This is a genomic window from Dyadobacter jejuensis, assembly GCF_003149085.1.
Lineage (GTDB): Bacteria > Bacteroidota > Bacteroidia > Cytophagales > Spirosomataceae > Dyadobacter > Dyadobacter jejuensis.
This window is the reverse complement of the sequence record NZ_QGDT01000013.1, coordinates 61,872-79,848: the sequence shown is the minus strand read 5'-3', so window position 1 is coordinate 79,848 and position 17,977 is coordinate 61,872. Positions and strand designations below refer to the sequence as shown.

At 44.8% G+C, this 17,977-nt stretch carries 14 protein-coding genes; 10 read left to right on the top strand and 4 right to left on the bottom strand.

Annotated features, from left to right (window positions below; genetic code table 11):
- Nucleotides 1–82: 82 nt before the first annotated feature.
- The 3 genes from CLV98_RS19285 (at nucleotide 83) to CLV98_RS19275 (ending at nucleotide 5,491) form a co-directional block, all read left to right on the top strand.
- Nucleotides 83–1,039: an isopenicillin N synthase family dioxygenase gene (locus CLV98_RS19285; protein WP_109677043.1), complete on the top strand. Its 957-nt coding sequence runs from the start codon at nucleotides 83–85 to the stop codon at nucleotides 1,037–1,039.
- Between the two features lie 266 nt (nucleotides 1,040–1,305).
- Nucleotides 1,306–2,451 carry a chromate efflux transporter gene (gene chrA / locus CLV98_RS19280; RefSeq protein WP_109677041.1) on the top strand — a complete coding sequence of 382 codons (1,146 nt, stop codon included), beginning with the start codon at nucleotides 1,306–1,308 and terminating at the stop codon, nucleotides 2,449–2,451.
- Between the two features lie 82 nt (nucleotides 2,452–2,533).
- Nucleotides 2,534–5,491 (top strand): serine hydrolase domain-containing protein, encoded by a 2,958-nt coding sequence (locus CLV98_RS19275; protein WP_109677039.1) that lies wholly within the window; start codon nucleotides 2,534–2,536, stop codon nucleotides 5,489–5,491.
- On the opposite strand, the gene CLV98_RS23495 is transcribed toward CLV98_RS19275, so the two are convergent.
- A complete protein-coding gene (locus CLV98_RS23495) occupies nucleotides 5,480–5,626 on the bottom strand; it encodes a hypothetical protein (RefSeq protein ID WP_158281296.1) in 147 nt (48 codons plus the stop codon). The two genes, CLV98_RS19275 and CLV98_RS23495, sit on opposite strands and share 12 nt — an antisense overlap.
- A 159-nt stretch (nucleotides 5,627–5,785) precedes the next feature.
- On the opposite strand from CLV98_RS23495, the gene CLV98_RS19270 reads away from it, so the two are divergent.
- The 3 genes from CLV98_RS19270 (at nucleotide 5,786) to CLV98_RS19260 (ending at nucleotide 9,294) form a co-directional block, all read left to right on the top strand.
- Entirely contained in the window at nucleotides 5,786–6,724 is a 939-nt protein-coding gene (locus CLV98_RS19270; RefSeq protein ID WP_109677037.1) for a M20/M25/M40 family metallo-hydrolase, read from the top strand.
- Nucleotides 6,725–6,809: 85 nt separating this feature from the next.
- Nucleotides 6,810–8,363 carry an alpha,alpha-trehalase TreF gene (treF, locus tag CLV98_RS19265; RefSeq protein WP_109677035.1) on the top strand — a complete coding sequence of 518 codons (1,554 nt, stop codon included), beginning with the start codon at nucleotides 6,810–6,812 and terminating at the stop codon, nucleotides 8,361–8,363.
- A gap of 136 nt (nucleotides 8,364–8,499) precedes the next feature.
- A complete protein-coding gene (locus CLV98_RS19260) occupies nucleotides 8,500–9,294 on the top strand; it encodes a PhzF family protein (protein WP_109677033.1) in 795 nt (264 codons plus the stop codon).
- A 62-nt stretch (nucleotides 9,295–9,356) separates the two neighbouring features.
- On the opposite strand, the gene CLV98_RS19255 is transcribed toward CLV98_RS19260, so the two are convergent.
- A complete protein-coding gene (locus tag CLV98_RS19255) occupies nucleotides 9,357–10,235 on the bottom strand; it encodes a DMT family transporter (RefSeq protein ID WP_109677031.1) in 879 nt (292 codons plus the stop codon).
- Between the two features lie 71 nt (nucleotides 10,236–10,306).
- Between CLV98_RS19255 and CLV98_RS19250 the strand changes: the two genes are divergently transcribed.
- A complete protein-coding gene (locus CLV98_RS19250) occupies nucleotides 10,307–11,716 on the top strand; it encodes an OmpA family protein (protein ID WP_109677029.1) in 1,410 nt (469 codons plus the stop codon).
- Nucleotides 11,717–12,456: 740 nt separating this feature from the next.
- Here the strand turns inward: CLV98_RS19250 and pth are convergent.
- Nucleotides 12,457–13,017, bottom strand: a complete 561-nt coding sequence (pth, locus tag CLV98_RS19245; protein ID WP_109677027.1) for an aminoacyl-tRNA hydrolase — start codon at nucleotides 13,015–13,017, stop codon at nucleotides 12,457–12,459.
- A 145-nt stretch (nucleotides 13,018–13,162) separates the two neighbouring features.
- Between pth and pyrR the strand changes: the two genes are divergently transcribed.
- Nucleotides 13,163–13,702, top strand: a complete 540-nt coding sequence (pyrR, locus tag CLV98_RS19240; protein ID WP_109677025.1) for a bifunctional pyr operon transcriptional regulator/uracil phosphoribosyltransferase PyrR — start codon at nucleotides 13,163–13,165, stop codon at nucleotides 13,700–13,702.
- A 53-nt stretch (nucleotides 13,703–13,755) separates the two neighbouring features.
- Here pyrR and CLV98_RS19235 read toward each other — a convergent pair whose 3' ends face one another.
- Nucleotides 13,756–15,246, bottom strand: coding sequence for a hypothetical protein (locus tag CLV98_RS19235; protein WP_109677023.1), 1,491 nt, complete (start codon nucleotides 15,244–15,246; stop codon nucleotides 13,756–13,758).
- A gap of 215 nt (nucleotides 15,247–15,461) precedes the next feature.
- Here CLV98_RS19235 and argS point away from each other — a divergent pair, with 215 nt between their 5' ends.
- Both argS and CLV98_RS19225 read left to right on the top strand, forming a co-directional pair.
- Nucleotides 15,462–17,240: an arginine--tRNA ligase gene (argS, locus tag CLV98_RS19230; RefSeq protein ID WP_109677022.1), complete on the top strand. Its 1,779-nt coding sequence runs from the start codon at nucleotides 15,462–15,464 to the stop codon at nucleotides 17,238–17,240.
- 136 nt (nucleotides 17,241–17,376) lie between these two features.
- Nucleotides 17,377–17,934, top strand: coding sequence for a glutathione peroxidase (locus CLV98_RS19225; RefSeq protein WP_229203464.1), 558 nt, complete (start codon nucleotides 17,377–17,379; stop codon nucleotides 17,932–17,934).
- The last annotated feature ends 43 nt before the right edge of the window (nucleotides 17,935–17,977 follow it).

The window sequence follows — 17,977 nt, the reverse complement described above, 5'->3', positions numbered from 1 at the left end:
AAAAATACGGAATGTGTGCGATTATGGTAAGAATAGTTGTATGAACAACGGATTGTTTTCAACTTTGAAAAAAAAACAACGCATGGAACCTGAATTATTGAAAGAAGTCCCCTCGTTAGACTTGGCTGACTTCACCACTGGAAATTCCGAAAAGAAAAGACAATTTGTGGCCGACCTGGGAGCGGCCTTTACCAATATCGGTTTTGTAGCCATCAAAAACCATGGCTTGTCCGACCAGCTGCGTCAGGAGCTTTATGCGATAGTCCAGGCGTTTTTTGCCCTACCCGAAGCCGAGAAGAAAAAACTAGAATTTGCCGAGCTTTTTGGTCAAAGAGGTTATATAAGCAAACGTCGGGAAACCGCCAAAGGTTATAAAGTAGCCGACCTAAAAGAATTTTACCATATTGGTCAACCGGAGCCTACGGGCACCATGCCTTCGAATGTATTTCCGGATCATATGCCCGAATTTAAGGCCCTCACATTAGAAGTATATCGGCTGTTTGAACAAGCAGGAAAGACGCTACTTCGAGCCATAGCCCTATATTTAGAACTTCCTGAAGATTACTTCGAGGATAAGGTTAAAAATGGCGATAGCCTGCTAAGGGCCCTGCATTACTTCCCTATAGAGAACCCCGATGCCTTGGAAGAAGGGGCCGTGAGGGCTGCCGCTCATGGCGACATCAATTTGATAACCCTACTGATGGGAGCGAGTGCCGAAGGATTGGAAGTGCTACGGCGCGACGGTCAGTGGATCTCTATAACCGCCCTACCCGACCAGATTGTCGTGAACGTGGGAGACATGCTCGATAGGCTCACCAATCATAAACTCAAATCGACTATCCATAGGGTTGTGAACCCACCTCGTGAAAAAATGGGGACTTCCAGGTTCTCTATCCCGTTTTTTATGCACCCCCGTGCCGATATGGACCTGACCTCCTTACCGAGCTGTATTGACGAGCAGCACCCCAAAATTTATACCGACATGACGGCCGGTGCGTTTTTGGACGAAAGATTAAGAGAACTCGGATTAAAAAAATAGCATTCCCTATACTCCATAAGCTGAGCATAATCATAATATATTCGAGTGTAATTACCGAATATTGTATTTTGTTCTAAATGGATGTCGTAGTATTCATTTCAAATGATTAACTTGTTTATCTCATTCGAAATGAATACTACTTATATTACCACTGCTTGATTAAAATTGGAAAGTTTGAAGCCTTTACTCATGCACCTAGATTTTTCACTTAAGAGCCCATTACATTGAGCCTTCCCGTTCGACGTTTCCGCTATCTGATCTATCTAATGGATATTATCCTGCTGTCGGTAACGGCATTTGGAGGGCCACAGGTGCATTTGATGCTGATGATCGACAGGCTCGTTCACAAACGACGCTACCTTACCGAGGAGGAACTACTGGAACTTCAGGCCTTATGCCAAGTACTCCCAGGACCCAGTTCTACCCAAACCATCACCGCCATAGGGTTAAAGATAGGCGGACAACCCTTGGCATACCTTACCCTGCTGGTATGGTCCTTACCGGCCATGGTCTTTATGAGCCTGGCCGCCATCGGAATCCACTATTTAGAACGTAATAATATATCCTTATCCTTTACCCGCTTCGTGGGCCCTATGGCCGTCAGTTTTTTGCTTTTTGGTGCTTATAGAATCGCCCTAAAAGTCATTCATAACCAGCAAGATTGGTTTTTACTGGTACTGTCCATACTGCTAGCCTACCTATATCCGTCTCCCTACATGACCCCTATGCTCATCGTTTCGGGAGGTGTAATCGCCTCGATTAACTTCAATAAATTAGAAAAAATGGAGAAGGAGCCTATAAAAATCGTGTGGCGTCCACTCATTTTTTGGATCTCGGTACTCCTTACAGCGGCTATCATAGGGTCAGTCACCAAATCCTTACCGGTACGACTTTTCGAAAACTTTTATCGTAACGGCAGCTTGGTGTTTGGTGGTGGACAAGTGCTGATTCCTATGCTGTTTAATGAATTCGTAGAATTTAAAAAATACCTGACCAACCAGGAGTTTCTGTCGGGAATGGCCCTCACGCAGATTGTCCCTGGGCCGGTATTCTCCATAGCCACTTATGTGGGCAGCTTATCTATGAAAAACTATGGGGTGATGGGTCAAATCCTGGGAGGGATCGTTGGCACTGCAGGAATATTCCTTCCTGGCACTTTTTTTATATTCTTTGCCTACCCCTTTTGGAACCAACTAAAGAAATATAGGGGCATTAGGGCCTCCTTAGCCGGGATTCATGCAACCAGCTGTGGGCTCACCCTGGCCGCGGCTATTTCCCTTTTCGAACCTATGTCGGCGCAAACCCTCCCACTGTTAACGGTTGTAGGCACCCTGATGATCCTCTATTTCACCAAAACCCCCTCCTATCTCGTCATTATAGGGGGATTGATATTGGGTTTGATTTTCCAATAAGCACCCAATATCTGGGTGGTTAATTGCTATTCTAAGATTGTTTTTCAAACTTTGGCGAGCATATTCGTAATAGTAAATTAACATGAAAAGAATCTTATTCCTGAGCATTTGGGCGTTGACCACCCTAATGGGGACTGCCAGTGCTCAAATCTCCACCCCACCTCCGTTTCTTAGGCAACATAGCGCCTGGGTGGACTCCGTTTTCAATAGTCTTTCCCCCGACGAGCGCATTGCTCAGTTGATTATGGTGGCAGCCGTTTCCGATCCCAGCCGATCGATGATTGGTAGCAGCAGTCACCCTGCTCAAGTAGAGAAACTGATTCGAGAAAACAAAGTAGGCGGAATCGTATTTTTCCAAGGGGGGCCTGTCCCACAAGCCAAGCTAACCAACCACTTCCAATCTATTTCGAAGGTCCCTCTGCTTATTGCTATGGATGCGGAGTTTGGACTGGCCATGCGCATCGACAGCACTGTACGGTACCCCTACCAAATGACCCTGGGGGCTATTCAGGGACATAATGACCTGATCTATGATATGGGTGGCCAGCTTGCTCAACAAGCTAAGCGACTAGGGGTACATATCAACTTTGCCCCAGTAGCCGATATTAATAACAATCCTAAAAATCCCGTAATCAGCTTCAGGTCCTTCGGGGAAAACAAATATAAAGTCGCAGAAAAGGCCCTGGCCTATATGCAGGGCATGCAGGACCATGGCCTACTCACCAGTGCCAAGCATTTCCCAGGCCACGGCGATACCGGCGTTGATTCTCATTATGACTTGCCGCTGATTGGCCACTCCAAGTCCCGCTTAGACTCCCTGGAACTATTCCCTTTCAAGGTCTTAATTAATAATGGACTGAGTGGCATGATGGTCGCCCACTTGGCTATTCCGGCGCTAGAACCTACCCCCAACCTACCTTCGACGCTCTCCAAGCCCATTGTAAGCGACTTGTTGAAGTTCCAGTTGGGATTTGAGGGGATGATCTACTCCGATGCCATGAATATGAAAGGAGTTACCAAATATTTCCCTGACGGGAAGGCCGACGCCATGGGGCTGGAAGCTGGTATGGACGTACTAGAATTTACAGAAGATGTTGCCAAGTCGATCCAAGAAATAAAAAAAAGCATCGCCGCAGGAAAAATATCTCAAGCAGAAATAGATTTTCGCTGTCGCAAGGTACTCGAAGCCAAAGCCTGGGCAGGACTTAACAAGCTGAAACCCGTAAAATTAGATCACTTATATGAAGATCTTAACCCTAAACAGGCAGAACTAACCAATCGGTTGATGACCGAAAAAGCCTTAACCGTTCTCAATAACACGGGTGATCTACTTCCGCTCCGCGAACTCGACACCCTCAAAATCGCCTCCATTTCTATAGGGGTCGATACGGTAAGCACCTTCCAAAACACCCTGGGGCTCTATACCACCGTTGACCACTTTTACGTACCTACCAACCCTACCAAGGCTCAACTAACGGATATTAAAAAGCATCTGGCAGCGTATAACCTATTGGTAGTAGGGGTACATTTGCCCAGTATCTCTCCACGAAACACCTACGGACTTACCACTGGCATGGATGGCTTTCTTACCGAACTTATCGATACCGACAAGGCAATAGTAACCGTTTTTGGCAACCCCTATGCCCTTAATAACCTGAGTAATATTAAGAAGGCCAAGGCATTGATTATGGCTTACCAGCTCACCGAATTCACCCAAGACCTTTCAGCCCAATTGGTGTTTGGTGCTATACCCGCCGAAGGGAAGCTGCCCGTCACCGTCAACAAGGACTACCTGTACGGAGCAGGCATCCACACACCGGCTATTGGTCGACTCAAGTATACGATTCCAGAAGAAATAGGCCTCGATTCCAAAATTATCGGATATAAAATTGACTCTATCGCTAACCTGGCGCTCCGTGAACACGCCACCCCGGGCTGTGTGGTTCAGCTGGCCAAGGATGGAAAGGTGTTTTTTAGGAAAGCCTATGGCAAACATACTTATGAAGGCTCCCAGGAAGTAAAAGTCACCGATCTTTACGACTTGGCCTCGGTGACTAAAATCACCGCCTCCACCCTCGCTTTGATGAGCCTATGGGATCAGAAAAAATTTGATCTGGACAAGACCATGAAGGACTATCTTCCAGAACTAAAAAAATCGAATAAGGCCGACCTGGTATGGAGAAAGGTGCTGACGCATAGTGCAGGGTTGAAATCCTATATCAAGTTTTGGCAAGAATCACAAAATCCTGATGGAAGCTTCAAAAAAGGTATATTTAGTACTACCAGAAGTGCCAATTACCCCACTTCGGTGGTTGGAGACAGCCTATTTATACGCAAAAACTATATAGATGTGCTCTATCAAGGAATCAGAGACTCTCCGGTGAAAGCCGATCAAGGATATGTATACAGCGACCTCTCCTTTTTGCTTTACCCAAAAGTTGTAAAAAACCTTACGGGAGTAGACTTTGAAAGTTATATCAAGAAAAACTATTATAGTAAGTTAGGGGCCAATACTTTAACCTTTAACCCCACCCGTTTCTATACGCTTGACCGCATCGTACCTACCGAAAAAGACACCTTCTTCCGCATGACGCAACTACACGGCCAGGTGCACGATGAAGCTGCAGCCATGATGGGAGGAGTTAGTGGCCATGCAGGGCTTTTCGGGTCGGCCAACGACGTAATGAAAGTTTGGCAAATGTACCTTCAGGAAGGATATTATGGCGGCAAGCAGCTATTGAGTAAGGACGCTCTATTGGAATTTACACGCTACCAATACCCCGAGATTGGCAACCGCCGAGGAATAGGATTTGACAAGCCGAACTTCATTTATACGGCCAATGCCCCACGCTATGCCAGTCCGAGTAGCTATGGACATACGGGGTACACGGGTATTATGACCTGGGCCGACCCCGCCTGGAAACTCAACTATGTTTTCCTCTCTAACCGGGTATACCCCACCAGAGATAATAACCAAATATCACAACTCAATATCCGTACTGGGATCATGGATGTGATATATCAGGAATTAATGAAGTAATAAGGCAAGGGGCCTTCTCCATTTTTGAAGGCTCCTTTTAAGGACCTTCCCTAATAAAACCTGAAAGGCATTGCCCCCCTCTACAAGGACTGCTCCCTGGTCGTCGCCGGCATTAACCCAAGCAGATGGAGCCATTCCTTTAATACCTTTGTTGTAGGTATGACATAATACCTGGCCCTATGGCTCGAGTAGCGAAGCCTATCGGCAAAACAAATACGAAATATATTTTTTTTGCATTTGGGTACTAGTTCTACAGCCTTTATATTGCCTTTTTTTAATTTTTAATTTTATCGAATGAAACTTGCTTACCTCTTGGCCGCTATACTATGGTCTGTTACCGTTTCGGCACAAGATTATACCCCGACGGCCGCCAATATTAGCCATCATATCGAATTCCTAGCCTCCGATGCTATGAAGGGGCGTGGCACCGGTAGTAAACAGAATGAAAAAGCGGCCAAATACGTTGCCAAACAATTTAAGAAATACCACTTAACTCCTTTGGGAACAAAAGGTTACCAACAACCCTTCACGGCAAAGGTAAGAAGAGTCGTCGTAAAGGACAGCCTGCGCCCGACCAAAAATATAATCGGGTTTCTCGATAACGGAGCCGCCCACACGATCGTCATTGGAGCCCATTTCGACCATTTGGGAGAAGGACGCCAAGGGAGTAGCAAGGAGGAAAATCCCGAAGGAAAAATCCATAATGGAGCCGACGATAATGCTTCCGGTGTAGCTGGAATGTTAGAATTGGCAAGGTATTTTTCCAGCAACGACGTTAAAGAGCCTTATAATTTTTTATTTATTGGCTTTGGTGCCGAAGAGCTGGGCCTTCTTGGCTCCCGACATTTTGTAGCTAACCCTACCCTACCACTCGCCAATATCAATTTTATGACCAATATGGACATGATCGGTCGTTACAATCCTACCAGAGGCGTAGGAATAGGAGGCTACGGGACAAGCCCCAGTTGGCCTCAAATTTTCGAAGGCGTTTCGGGAGGCGTTCGCTTCTTTACCGACAAGGCGGGAAGTGGAGGGTCCGACCACGGGTCATTCTATGCCAAACAAATCCCCGTATTATTTTTTCACACGGGCGGCCACGATGACTATCATAAGCCTACCGACGACAGCGATAAAATAGATGCTAAAGCGGCCGAAGAAATCCTTAAAATTCAGATCCAACTTATAGAAAAATCATTCGATATACCTAAGCTAGAGTTTTCAGAGGTAAAATAAGCTCCCCCTCAACTCTTCCCATTGCAGCAGCCCATCAAAAGTTGGCCCCAAAATAAATGATCATAACCCCTTTTTAATAGTCATTATGCCGTACGGATTTTCCCCTGTTTCACACACCTTTCTACAAGCCTACGTATCTCCTGAAGACTTGTATGGGGTGCTTTTCGAAGATATTCAGCGTAATCATATATTTGAGGACTGTAAGACTTTTGTTGACTGCATCCCGCTATGGGATCCCATGTTCATAATAGAAAAATACCATATTGAAAAAGAATCAGAGACCTTTGACCTCAAGCAATTCGTTTCAGAAAACTTTCGTATCCCTAAAGAAATAAAATCGGACTTTCGCCCCGAACCTGGGCTGGACGCCCAAACGCATATTCATCAACTTTGGCCCGTCCTGATACGTCAGCCAGAAGACCTTGAGCAGGGTGGCTCCCTCATTTCACTCCCGTTCCCGTATGTGGTGCCTGGGGGGCGGTTTAGAGAAATCTATTATTGGGACAGTTATTTTACCATGCTGGGGCTTCGTGAAAGTGGGCGTAATGAGCTTATTGAGAATATGGTCAATAACTTTGCCTACTTGATCAATAACTTTGGCTTTGTCCCTACAGCCAACCGCACTTATTACCTCAGCCGTTCTCAACCCCCATTTTTTGCCTTAATGGTCAACCTTTTTAGTGAAATGGAAGGGAAGAAGGTTTTAAAGAAATACCTTCCTCAATTGCAAAAGGAATATGACTATTGGATGGACCCGGGACAGTCCGAACCCGAACCCTATACTGCCCACCGCAGGTTGGTATATCTGCCCAATGGCCAGGTTCTGAACCGCTACTGGGACGACAAATGCACCCCTCGGCCCGAAGCTTTTCGTGAGGACGAGGAACTGGCAGAACGGGCCCACAAACTATTTGGTACCCCTCCCGCCGAATTGTACCGCCACATTCGGGCCGCAGCTGAGTCGGGGTGGGACTTTAGTAGCCGGTGGTTTGAAGACGAAAATGAGTTTGCTAGCATTAAAACGACCGATATTATCCCTATAGACCTCAACTGCCTATTGTACCTGCTGGAGCTCACCCTTGCGGAGGCTTATAGGCTTAAGGATAAATTTTCGCTTCAGAAAATCTATGAGGCCAAAGCCATCAAAAGGAAAAAGGCCATACGCCACTACTTGTGGAATGAAGAGAAGAACTTCTTTATGGATTACGATTTCAAACAAAAAAACAGCACCCACTCCATCAACTTGGCCGGTGCATTCCCCCTATTCTTTAAGCTGGCCTCCAAAACCCAATCCCACTTCGTAAGGTCTTATATACGACTGAATTTCTTAAAGTCGGGCGGGCTACTGACTACGACAGTACGGTCGGGCCAGCAATGGGATGCACCCAACGGCTGGGCTCCCTTGCAGTGGGTGGCCTATAAAGGACTCCGAAATTACAACTTTCACCATACCGCCAATACCCTTAGGGCTGAGTGGTTAGAAATTCTCGAAAAGGAATTCAATTTCTCTGGAAAAATGCTTGAAAAGTACAACGTTTCCGACACCAATATGGTAGCAACCAATGGGGAGTATGAGATTCAGGAGGGATTTGGATGGACTAATGGGGTATACCTACGCATGAAAAACAAAAAGAATTAAACTAGCACTGTCTATTAATTTCAGGCCCTAAGCGTGGTATTATTTGAGCAAAAATTTTGATTTTCCTAAAACAAATCATATAAGTAGGTGTTTTTTTTAATACCTTGGGTCTTATATTCCATAATTAACCCAGTTCATGAAACTACCTCTCTACCAAATAGACGCCTTTACGAATACTATTTTCAAAGGTAACCCTGCGGCTATAATACCCTTGCAGGAATGGCTCTCAGATGAACTAATGTTGAAGATAGCCGCAGAAAACAACTTGGCAGAAACGGCATTCTTAATCCCAACCGAAGCCGGGTACCATATTCGATGGTTTACTCCACTTGTAGAGGTGGACCTTTGCGGGCATGCCACCATCGCTGCGGCTTTCGTTTTGTTCCATTACATGGGCTACCAGCACGAAAGCATCACCTTCGACTCACGGAGTGGCCCTTTGGTGGTCACTAAGAAGGACTCGTGGTTCACCCTCGACTTCCCCGTCGATCAGTACCAAGTGGCCGTACCCCCACCGGCGCTGGTAGAATGCCTAAAATCGACGTCCCCACTAGAAGTATACAAAGGCAAATTTGATTATTTGGTCCTCCTCAAAGATGAATCCGAAGTGCGGGACTTAGAGTTGGACATTATTGTATTATCTACTATTCCTACCCGTGGGGTGATCGTAACGGCTCCAGGCGATGATGTGGACTTTGTGTCGCGCTTCTTTGCTCCTCAATCGGGTATCGATGAGGACCCTGTAACGGGCTCGGCCCATACGACCTTGGTCCCTTATTGGGCTAATGTATTGTCGAAAACGACCATGCTGGCCCGTCAACTTTCTCAACGAGGGGGCGAGCTTCACTGCGAACTAGCGGGCGATCGTGTAAAAATTTCGGGAGAAGCGATCCTTTATTTAAAAGGGGAAATAGAAATAAATAATCCCTAATAGAGATTAATAAGACTTTGCAGGCCCGTTCCTTTCACCAAAGGGAATGGGCCTTTTGATGACTACCCTCGGCGACGGAATCGGGCACCTTGCCCCAAATAAAGGCCAATGGCTACCAATAGAGTACCAATATACGTATACAACGTAATGGGCTCGTCGACGATCCACCAGGCATATACAAAACCAAAAACGGGACATAAGAATAGCCACATGGAAGCCCTCACGGCATCCTGCCGGAGTAGGTAAAACCAGCAGATCAGACCGACCACGGAGACCGCCAAACTCAGCCACAGAACGGAGGTAACTAATTGTAAATTCCATTGGATGCTCTCCATCCCACCAACAGCCAGCGTGATGGGCAACAGAAAAATGCCCCCTAATAATACCTGCCACCCATTAATAAGAATATTGGGCATTTGCCAGGGTAGGGTGCTGTAGTAAACGCTAGCCACCGATACCGACAGCATACTGGCAAGGAGTAGCCCAACCCCCAGCGGGTCGGTAAGCCCCTGTTGGAGCAGCGGATAAGTGGCGATTAAAATCCCTGCCATTCCAAAAATGATGGCAAAAGCGTCCATCGAACGCACAGGCTTTTTTAACCAAAAGGCGGTAAGCAACACCATAATCAATGGGTTGGTAGACACTGCCAAGCTACCAATACCGGCAGCTGTATATTTCATGGCATACACATAAAGGCCCAGATATAACGTTGTATTCAGAAAGCCAAAAAGCATGAGCCGTGTCAATTCTTTCCGAGTTGGAAAACGAAGGATCATTTTTCTAGGAAATAGCCATGCATACCCAAGCAACACGAATCCAGCCAGAAAAAACCGGAGGTTGGCCAGTACCAGCGGTGGAGCCATAGCTACCCCCAACTTGGTGGCAACGGAAGCCGAGGCCCAAAGCGCAGAAAACAACAAACCAACGAGAATATTTTTCAAACCACCTATTTTATTCGCACAAAAATAGATTAAGGTGACCAGTAGACAAACGGTTTTTATAATTTTGACACATGATTCATCAAAAGTTTAAATATTACCTCGCAGTTCTCACCTATCTGCTCCTTACTATCCCGGCTTGTCTCGCCCAACAACAATGGACCTACGACTTCAATAATGGACTTATGCCCATAGAAAGCGAAGGCATTGGCCTAAAAGTGCTAGGAACACCCGGCAAGTTTGTCAAAGAAGATATTCCCGATACGGAATATCTGCAGCGAACCGTTTATCAATTTGAAGAGAATAGTGGATTGCAGTTTAATAATTATGCTGCCAAGGGCCTACTGAACAAATCCTTCACTGTTGAGGTCTACTTTAAGATGGATAAGCTCGATAGTTGGAAACGGATTCTCGATTTTAAAAATAGGAAAAGCGATTATGGCAGTTACATTTATGATGGCAAGTTGAACTTCTATGATTACGCCATGAGTGAAAAGGCCCCTGTCCGTGCCAATCAATATGTACATTATGTATATTCTAGGGACTTTGAAACCAAGACTATTAAGATGTATATCAACGGCCAGCTAAAAGTAGAATTTATAGACCCGGGCATAGAAGGGGTTCTGGACTCCGATCAAGTACTCAACTTCTTCCAGGACGACCTCATTGCCAATCACGAAGCTAGCGCTGGATCCGTAGCCCTGATCAGACTTTACGACCGCGTGATGACCCCGGTATTTATCAGAAGAAGCTACCACAGCCTACGCAGACCCCCACAAAACAAAAAACAACAACAGGAGTCGGAAACGGTGGAAACACAGTTACCTGAAATTAATGTGTCCCAACCCTCCCACAGACTTAACGTAACGGGCAAGGTATACAATAGCAACAATCTGCAGCTCGTAGACCAGGCCGACATACAAGTAAACCGAGCCGATGACAATAGCCTGGTGGCCGAAACCAAAACTGTAAATGGGGCTTTTTCATTGGAACTTGGGCCTTATCAAAGCTATAAGATTACGGCACAGGCCGATGGCTATGCCCCCAAGCGGATTCCAATAAAAACAGAGAGCCGGAATATCGAAATTAAGTCCCTGATCGCTCTTAGCCCCACTCCATCCATGGAACGATTGGCCACGGTATATTTTGAGCAAAGTGAACCCGAATTGACCGATAATGCCAAAGCTAAATTAAGCCAGCTAGCCCAATATTTCTTGGAGAATACCCATGAAAATATATTCCTACAAGGACATACCGATAATGCTGGGGATTTTGACAAAAATATTAAACTGTCGGCACAGCGTGCATCGATGTGCCGGGACTATTTGGTTGGATTGGGCCTATCGCCCCATCGCATTCAGGTACAGGGCTATGGCTCCACGCGCCCCGTTGAGCCCAATAGCACAGAGTCGAAAAGAAAAGGGAACCGGCGAGTGGAAATATGGAAAAGGGCAGAAGCTATAGCTCCTGCCCCCCACCCCTAATAAAAGATAAAGCCACCTCAAATGAGATGGCTATATACTGACTATTCCTAAACCCTTAACCTTTTTTTATCTTTATCAGATAATTGGCTAGTAAATTTCCAAAGCAGAACTTCTGGTTAATTTACCCCATTATCTGTCTATATTTTTTTTAAATCCTCTATAAGTATACAAAACCTACCGAACGGACACTTAAATTAACAAAAACAATTCGAAATCAGTTGCATTTTCGAGTATTTTCCTAAAATTCTCTTTTTAGCATTTCAAATTAGCTCCTAAAAAAACCTCTATAATTAAGACTCCTAACCTGAAATAACGTCACTCGATATTCTAAAAAATTCCGAACTTTTATTATTTTCTATCCAATCTGTAACCTGCTCACTCCCGTGACTGTATCGTATTCGGTTACCTATGTCCCTAAAAAATTACGCCAAGAAGAAGGTCTGTTATTTTAGGTTCAAATTACAACTTGGATATTTACATATAGTAAATGCTCAAATTCTCGTTTTAGTTCAATTATTATTGCCGTAAAACGATATACAAAGATCACAATAAATATTGGCATTGCAAACTAACACATAAAGGACCACTTTGTTATATTCCATATTTTTATATAATATTTTACTCTATAAACGAATATTATATGGACATATCAATATACGACAAATATATTATAGATCATACTTAAAAAAACACTAATTTTAAAATTCTTCGAATAGTTATATTATCTTTATTTTATCCAATCATTGGTTATAATTATTCATTGTTCGTTGTATACCCAAAGTACAAAACGAAAGCACCATTTCACCGGCCTTGTCCAAAAACAACGGCAGTGTGATGAATTCTTCCTCAGTAAATGGTTTTAAAACATAGTCCACTTGCCTCCCTTTTGAGAAGTTATTATCGATACCGAAGCGAATACGTGGGTAGGCCGAAGTCCCCAATAATTCTTCAATGTTCCGGAGTCCATTATGCCCACCATGGCTCCCTTTGGCCTTGAGCCTGAGCGTCCCAAAGGGCAATTGAAGCTCATCTACCAGCACCAGCAGATTTTCCTGGGGTATTTTATATTGGTCGAGATAGTAGCGAATGGCTTTTCCACTGAGGTTCATATAAGTGGTGGGTTTAATAAAAACGAACTGCCTACCTTTATATTTCCATTCGGCAACATATGCCAATTTTTCGAATGAAAACTTAAATCCATGTTCACTAGCGAGACGGTCCAGGATCATAAAACCAATGTTGTGTCTGGTGAGGGCATACTCGGGTCCAATATTTCCTAAACCGGCAATAAGATATTTCATTTGTAATAAATAATTAAATAATACAGTTTTGTAAGGTGGCAATTGATTAAATTGACACCTTAAATTTGGCAGGTCGGGCGTTAGCCGCCTGTGCAATGCGTAATTGACAACATAATTTTGGCCAAAAATACAGGGAAATAATAAGATGACCCAAAAACGATTATTACTTAGCAGCCCTCTGTTGGAGATCATGACCAGTCGGTTATGCCAACAACTCATCGAAAACCATCAGCAATTCGAGAATTCGGTGATTATGGGCTTGCAGCCCCGTGGAATTTTCTTTGCCGACCGGATCGTCAGCGAACTCCGGCAGCGGACAGGACAGGATATATTACTAGGACATTTAGATGCCACCTTTTACCGCGACGACTTTCGCCGCCGCGACTCCCCCCTTGTCCCCAACAAAACCGATGTACCCTTCCTGATTGAAGGAAAAAGGGTTATTTTGATCGACGACGTATTGGCTAGTGGAAGGATGGTACGAGCGGCCCTAGACGCCATGACAGCCTTTGGCAGGCCCAAAAACATAGAATTACTGGTCCTGATCGACCGCCAGTATAACCGAGAATTGCCCATCGAGCCCGACTATGTGGGCATACAAGTCAACACGCTTGAGAGCCAGCGGGTTCAAGTAGAATGGAAAGAACAAGGCTTCGAAGCCGATCATATTTGGATGGTCGACTAGCCGCTCAACAAGCCGAGTATTTTGACAGTCAAGCTCGTCAGATATTTGGCTTGTTATTTGTCAGAGCCAGAGTCCTTCTCCATTACCTGGCCTATCTCACTGGTGTCGTAGGTAAGCTTGTTAATATAGTATACTTCCCTTCCGAAGCTCATCGACGAGGCTCCTAACCGGTGCGACCCATAGGCCAAAAAATATTGACCATACCATGGAGCCAGATAACTTTCGGAATCATTGAGTATTTTTTCTCCCTCAGCATTGGGTTTTATTTTATATTTCTCGCTATTGACCACCACCTCGTTGCGTCGAATAACCTCGGTGTATATCTCTCCATCTTGCGGATAGGCCAGAATAAAATAGTCGTCAACAGGGGTTACCTGAACCATCTGCTGTAAGTCATAACTTTCTAAGTCTTTTATCGCGATACAGTTATCCCATAGAAGCTTCCCCTGCCGGTCGAAGGCACAAACAATGGCATGGGTATACTTATAACCCTCCATCGTTCGTCCATAATACTGCCGACTCAAGCCGCTAGAAACTATAGGCGTAGAGGTGCGCTGATTGGGGTAATAGACTTCAGCCACCAATACGATTTCATCTTCTCGCTGTATCAGGTCGTGAACCAGTAGCCTATAACGGAATTTGTTTTCCTTACCCAATCGCTGACGCTTTCCAATTTTTTCCAGGATTTTCGCCTTTCGCTTAGGCTTCAAGTAATTAAAAAAATTCTGTAATCTCGAAAACTCTATAAACTCCGGCTGACTAGGCTCATTATCCCGGATATGAGTCACATACAACCCCTGAGAATACTCGGTACACCCTACCGAATAATTCCCTATCAGATAGGAGTCGTCGGCATTCAGGGGGACAATTTGCCCCGATATAACACTGTAGTTTGGGTCACTTAGGGTGGTTTTCTTTAACAGTTTCCCCTCATAATTGTAAGTTCTAATATCGAATATGCAATTTCTCTTCCGGTAGGCATAAGTAGTAACATTAATATAACCGTCAATTTCGTTAATCTCTACGTTATTGATCTCCGTATTTTTCTCGAAAAGTCCAGGCAATACTCGGGTCGTATGATCGAAAAATGAATGCACCATCACCACAGGCCTAGACCGATAATATCCCGACACCAAGGCCTTACTGCCTATCACCTTGAACTGCTGCACCTCGATCCCAGAAAGCAGATCGCCTTGAAAACTATTGAAATGACCATCAGCATAGTCCAACTGTAGAAAAAAGTAATGCTCTGTATCTGGCTGAACAAACAGCCAGAAGCCGGCATATTCCCCTTGATAGGCCATAATCGGCACATATTTATTATCCACCCTATATCCTACCGACCACAATTGTTGAAAAGTTGTATCATATTTTACAAATTGCCAATCTTGATTTTTACCAGAAAAACGTTCTGAGCGGGTTAGCGTTATGAGCCCTTGGTCGCCTAGGGTAAAGACCTCAAAAAACTCGGACGAATAAGACTGAGTAGGAATCTCGAGTCTGTCGGTTTGCTGAAGCTGGCCAAAGGCCGGTGCCCAAGTCATAGGAAGGCAACAGGTTAGCAAAAGGATCAATATACAGGTTTGCACTTTGCATTTCATAACTTCTTCAGATGGGGTGTGACTATATCGGACGATTACCCTAATTTTGCACCAAAAAGGATAACATCCTTATTAATTTAGGAAAATATTTAAAGAAAGTAAGCTTTAGAAAAGGTAATTTTACTTTTCTAAAAAACAGAAAATATCAGACCAACTGCATGACCACCGAATCGATACTTAAAGAAGATATCAAAAAAGCGATATTCGCCGAGTTCCAACTGACCCTAGAGGATATAGTATTACAGCCTACTAAAAAGGAATTTGAAGGTTTCTATACCTTTGTAAGCTTTGCCCTTACCAAATCCCTGAAGAAGGCACCTGTGCAAATCGGCCAGACAATCGGAACCTACCTCGTTGAAAACTCCGACATCGTATCCGATTTTAATGTGGTACAGGGATTCTTAAATATCAGTCTTAAAGATTCGGTGTGGTTATCGATCTTTAACGACATCGCTAACCACGAGCAATTTGGCTCCAGCCCTGCCAATGGCCAATCGGTAATGGTCGAATTTTCCTCCCCAAACACCAACAAACCCTTACATCTTGGGCATTTGCGGAACAATTTCTTGGGTGACTCCCTGGCACGAATCCTGAAGACCAATGGCTATGAGGTGGTAAAAACCTGCTTGGTCAACGACCGGGGTATCCATATCTGTAAATCGATGTTGGCCTATCAGGAATTGGGCAATGGAGAGACCCCCCAAGCCGCCAACCTAAAAGGCGATCACCTGGCGGGCAAGTATTATGTACTTTTCGATAAAGAATATAAAAAACAAATAAAAGCCTTGGTAGAACAAGGTAAAACCGAGGAAGAAGCCGCCAAAGAAGCCCCGTGGATGCTTCAGGCCCAAAAGCTACTTCGCCTTTGGGAACAGGGCGACCAGGCCACTGTAGACCTTTGGCGCAAAATGAACGAATGGGTGTATGCTGGTTTTAATGAAACCTACCAGAAAATCGGTGTCAATTTCGATAAGACCTACTTCGAGTCGGACACGTACCTACTGGGTAAAGACCTGATAGAGGAAGGCCTTAGCAAGCAGGTGTTTTTTAAGAAAGCCGACAACTCGGTATGGGTGGACCTTACTGCCGAAGGACTTGATGAAAAACTGGTTCTTCGTGGAGATGGCACCTCGGTTTACATCACCCAAGACTTGGGAACCACTGAGTTAAAATACAACGATTATCATAACAACCGGTACTTATGGGTGGTCGGCAACGAGCAGGATTACCACTTCAAGGTGCTATTTGCGATCCTAAAAAAATTGGGTCGTAGCTATTCTGAAGAATGCCACCATATAAGTTATGGAATGGTTGACTTACCTACTGGCAAAATGAAAAGCCGGGAAGGGACGGTCGTGGATGCCGACGACCTAGTCGCACAGATGATCCAGACGGCCGCTAACCGTACCCAGGAACTAGGAAAAATAGAGGATTTTGAAAGTACAGAAGCAGTACAACTGTACAACCAACTCGCCCTAGGAGCACTTAAATATTTCCTATTAAAAGTGGACCCCAAAAAACGGATGCTCTTTAACCCGGAGGAATCTATCGATTTCCAAGGACATACGGGCCCATTCATCCAATATACCTTCGCACGGATACGGAGCATCATCAGAAAAGCAGAGGCGTCGTCGATCACGGCACAAGTACCAGGCCCTACCTACCAATTGCACCAGGCCGAGCGCGAACTTATATTCTTTTTGTCGCAGTATCCGATGAAAATTCAAGCGGCAGCTCAAGAGTTTGCACCATCGATTGTCTCTCTTTATGCCTTTGAACTCGCCAAAGTTTACAATCAATTTTATGCGGAGGTCTCTATCTTTGCCGACCCTAATCCACAGGCGGTACAATTCAGAGTCGCCCTCTCTGGAGCTGTAGCACGTTGCATAGAAAACGCCCTCATGCTTTTGGGAATTGAAGCCCCTGAACGAATGTAAAAAGCACATCGCACCCGTGAAGATAATACGGGTGCGACTTCGAACAATCGGAGCACTTTCGGTGTTATCAGAATACTATTAAGCTATTTAACCAACCTAATGATCGATTATGGCCTTTTTGAAATCAATATTTATCATGATAGCCTCGTTATTCGCAGTCCTTTTTGCAGACAAGGGAGCGGCTCTAGAAAGACCTTCCGATGCCCCGCTGGTGAAGCAAACCTTTTATGACTTCAAAGTAAAAACGCTAGTGGGCGACCAGCTAGTAGACCTAGGAAAGTATAAAGGCAAGAAGGTCGTGATCCTGAATGTAGCCTCGAAATGTGGCTATACCAAGCAATATGCAGATTGGGAAGAATTCAACAAGAACCACGGAGACAAGGTAGTGGTGTTGGGATTCCCCTCTAATAATTTTGGAGGACAAGAACCCGGTAGTGCTGAAGAAATCGCCACGTTTTGCTCAAAGACTTACGGAGTAACCTTCCCGATGTTTGAAAAAGTGGAAGTAGTAGGCGACAACCAGGCTCCCTTGTATAAGTGGCTGAGTACAAAAGAACTTAATGGCTGGAATGACAAGTCTCCCAGCTGGAATTTCTGCAAATATGTAATTAACGAAAAGGGCGAGCTAACTAACTTTTTCGCCTCCAAAATATTACCTACCGATCAAGAGTTTTTGAAAGCGGTAAATTTATAAGAAGTATTCAGGGGGCGCCTAACAGCTCCCCCTTTTTTATGAC

Bases quoted from the DNA above. Each gene is read 5' to 3' on its own strand.
- CLV98_RS19285 (WP_109677043.1), top strand. From the start codon at position 83: ATGGAACCTGAATTATTGAAAGAAGTCCCCTCGTTAGACTTGGCTGAC.
- chrA (WP_109677041.1), top strand. From the start codon at position 1,306: ATGGATATTATCCTGCTGTCGGTAACGGCATTTGGAGGGCCACAGGTG.
- CLV98_RS19275 (WP_109677039.1), top strand. From the start codon at position 2,534: ATGAAAAGAATCTTATTCCTGAGCATTTGGGCGTTGACCACCCTAATG.
- CLV98_RS23495 (WP_158281296.1), bottom strand. From the start codon at position 5,626: ATGGCTCCATCTGCTTGGGTTAATGCCGGCGACGACCAGGGAGCAGTC.
- CLV98_RS19270 (WP_109677037.1), top strand. From the start codon at position 5,786: ATGAAACTTGCTTACCTCTTGGCCGCTATACTATGGTCTGTTACCGTT.
- treF (WP_109677035.1), top strand. From the start codon at position 6,810: ATGCCGTACGGATTTTCCCCTGTTTCACACACCTTTCTACAAGCCTAC.
- CLV98_RS19260 (WP_109677033.1), top strand. From the start codon at position 8,500: ATGAAACTACCTCTCTACCAAATAGACGCCTTTACGAATACTATTTTC.
- CLV98_RS19250 (WP_109677029.1), top strand. From the start codon at position 10,307: ATGATTCATCAAAAGTTTAAATATTACCTCGCAGTTCTCACCTATCTG.
- pth (WP_109677027.1), bottom strand. From the start codon at position 13,017: ATGAAATATCTTATTGCCGGTTTAGGAAATATTGGACCCGAGTATGCC.
- pyrR (WP_109677025.1), top strand. From the start codon at position 13,163: ATGACCCAAAAACGATTATTACTTAGCAGCCCTCTGTTGGAGATCATG.
- CLV98_RS19235 (WP_109677023.1), bottom strand. From the start codon at position 15,246: ATGACTTGGGCACCGGCCTTTGGCCAGCTTCAGCAAACCGACAGACTC.
- argS (WP_109677022.1), top strand. From the start codon at position 15,462: ATGACCACCGAATCGATACTTAAAGAAGATATCAAAAAAGCGATATTC.
- CLV98_RS19225 (WP_229203464.1), top strand. From the start codon at position 17,377: ATGATAGCCTCGTTATTCGCAGTCCTTTTTGCAGACAAGGGAGCGGCT.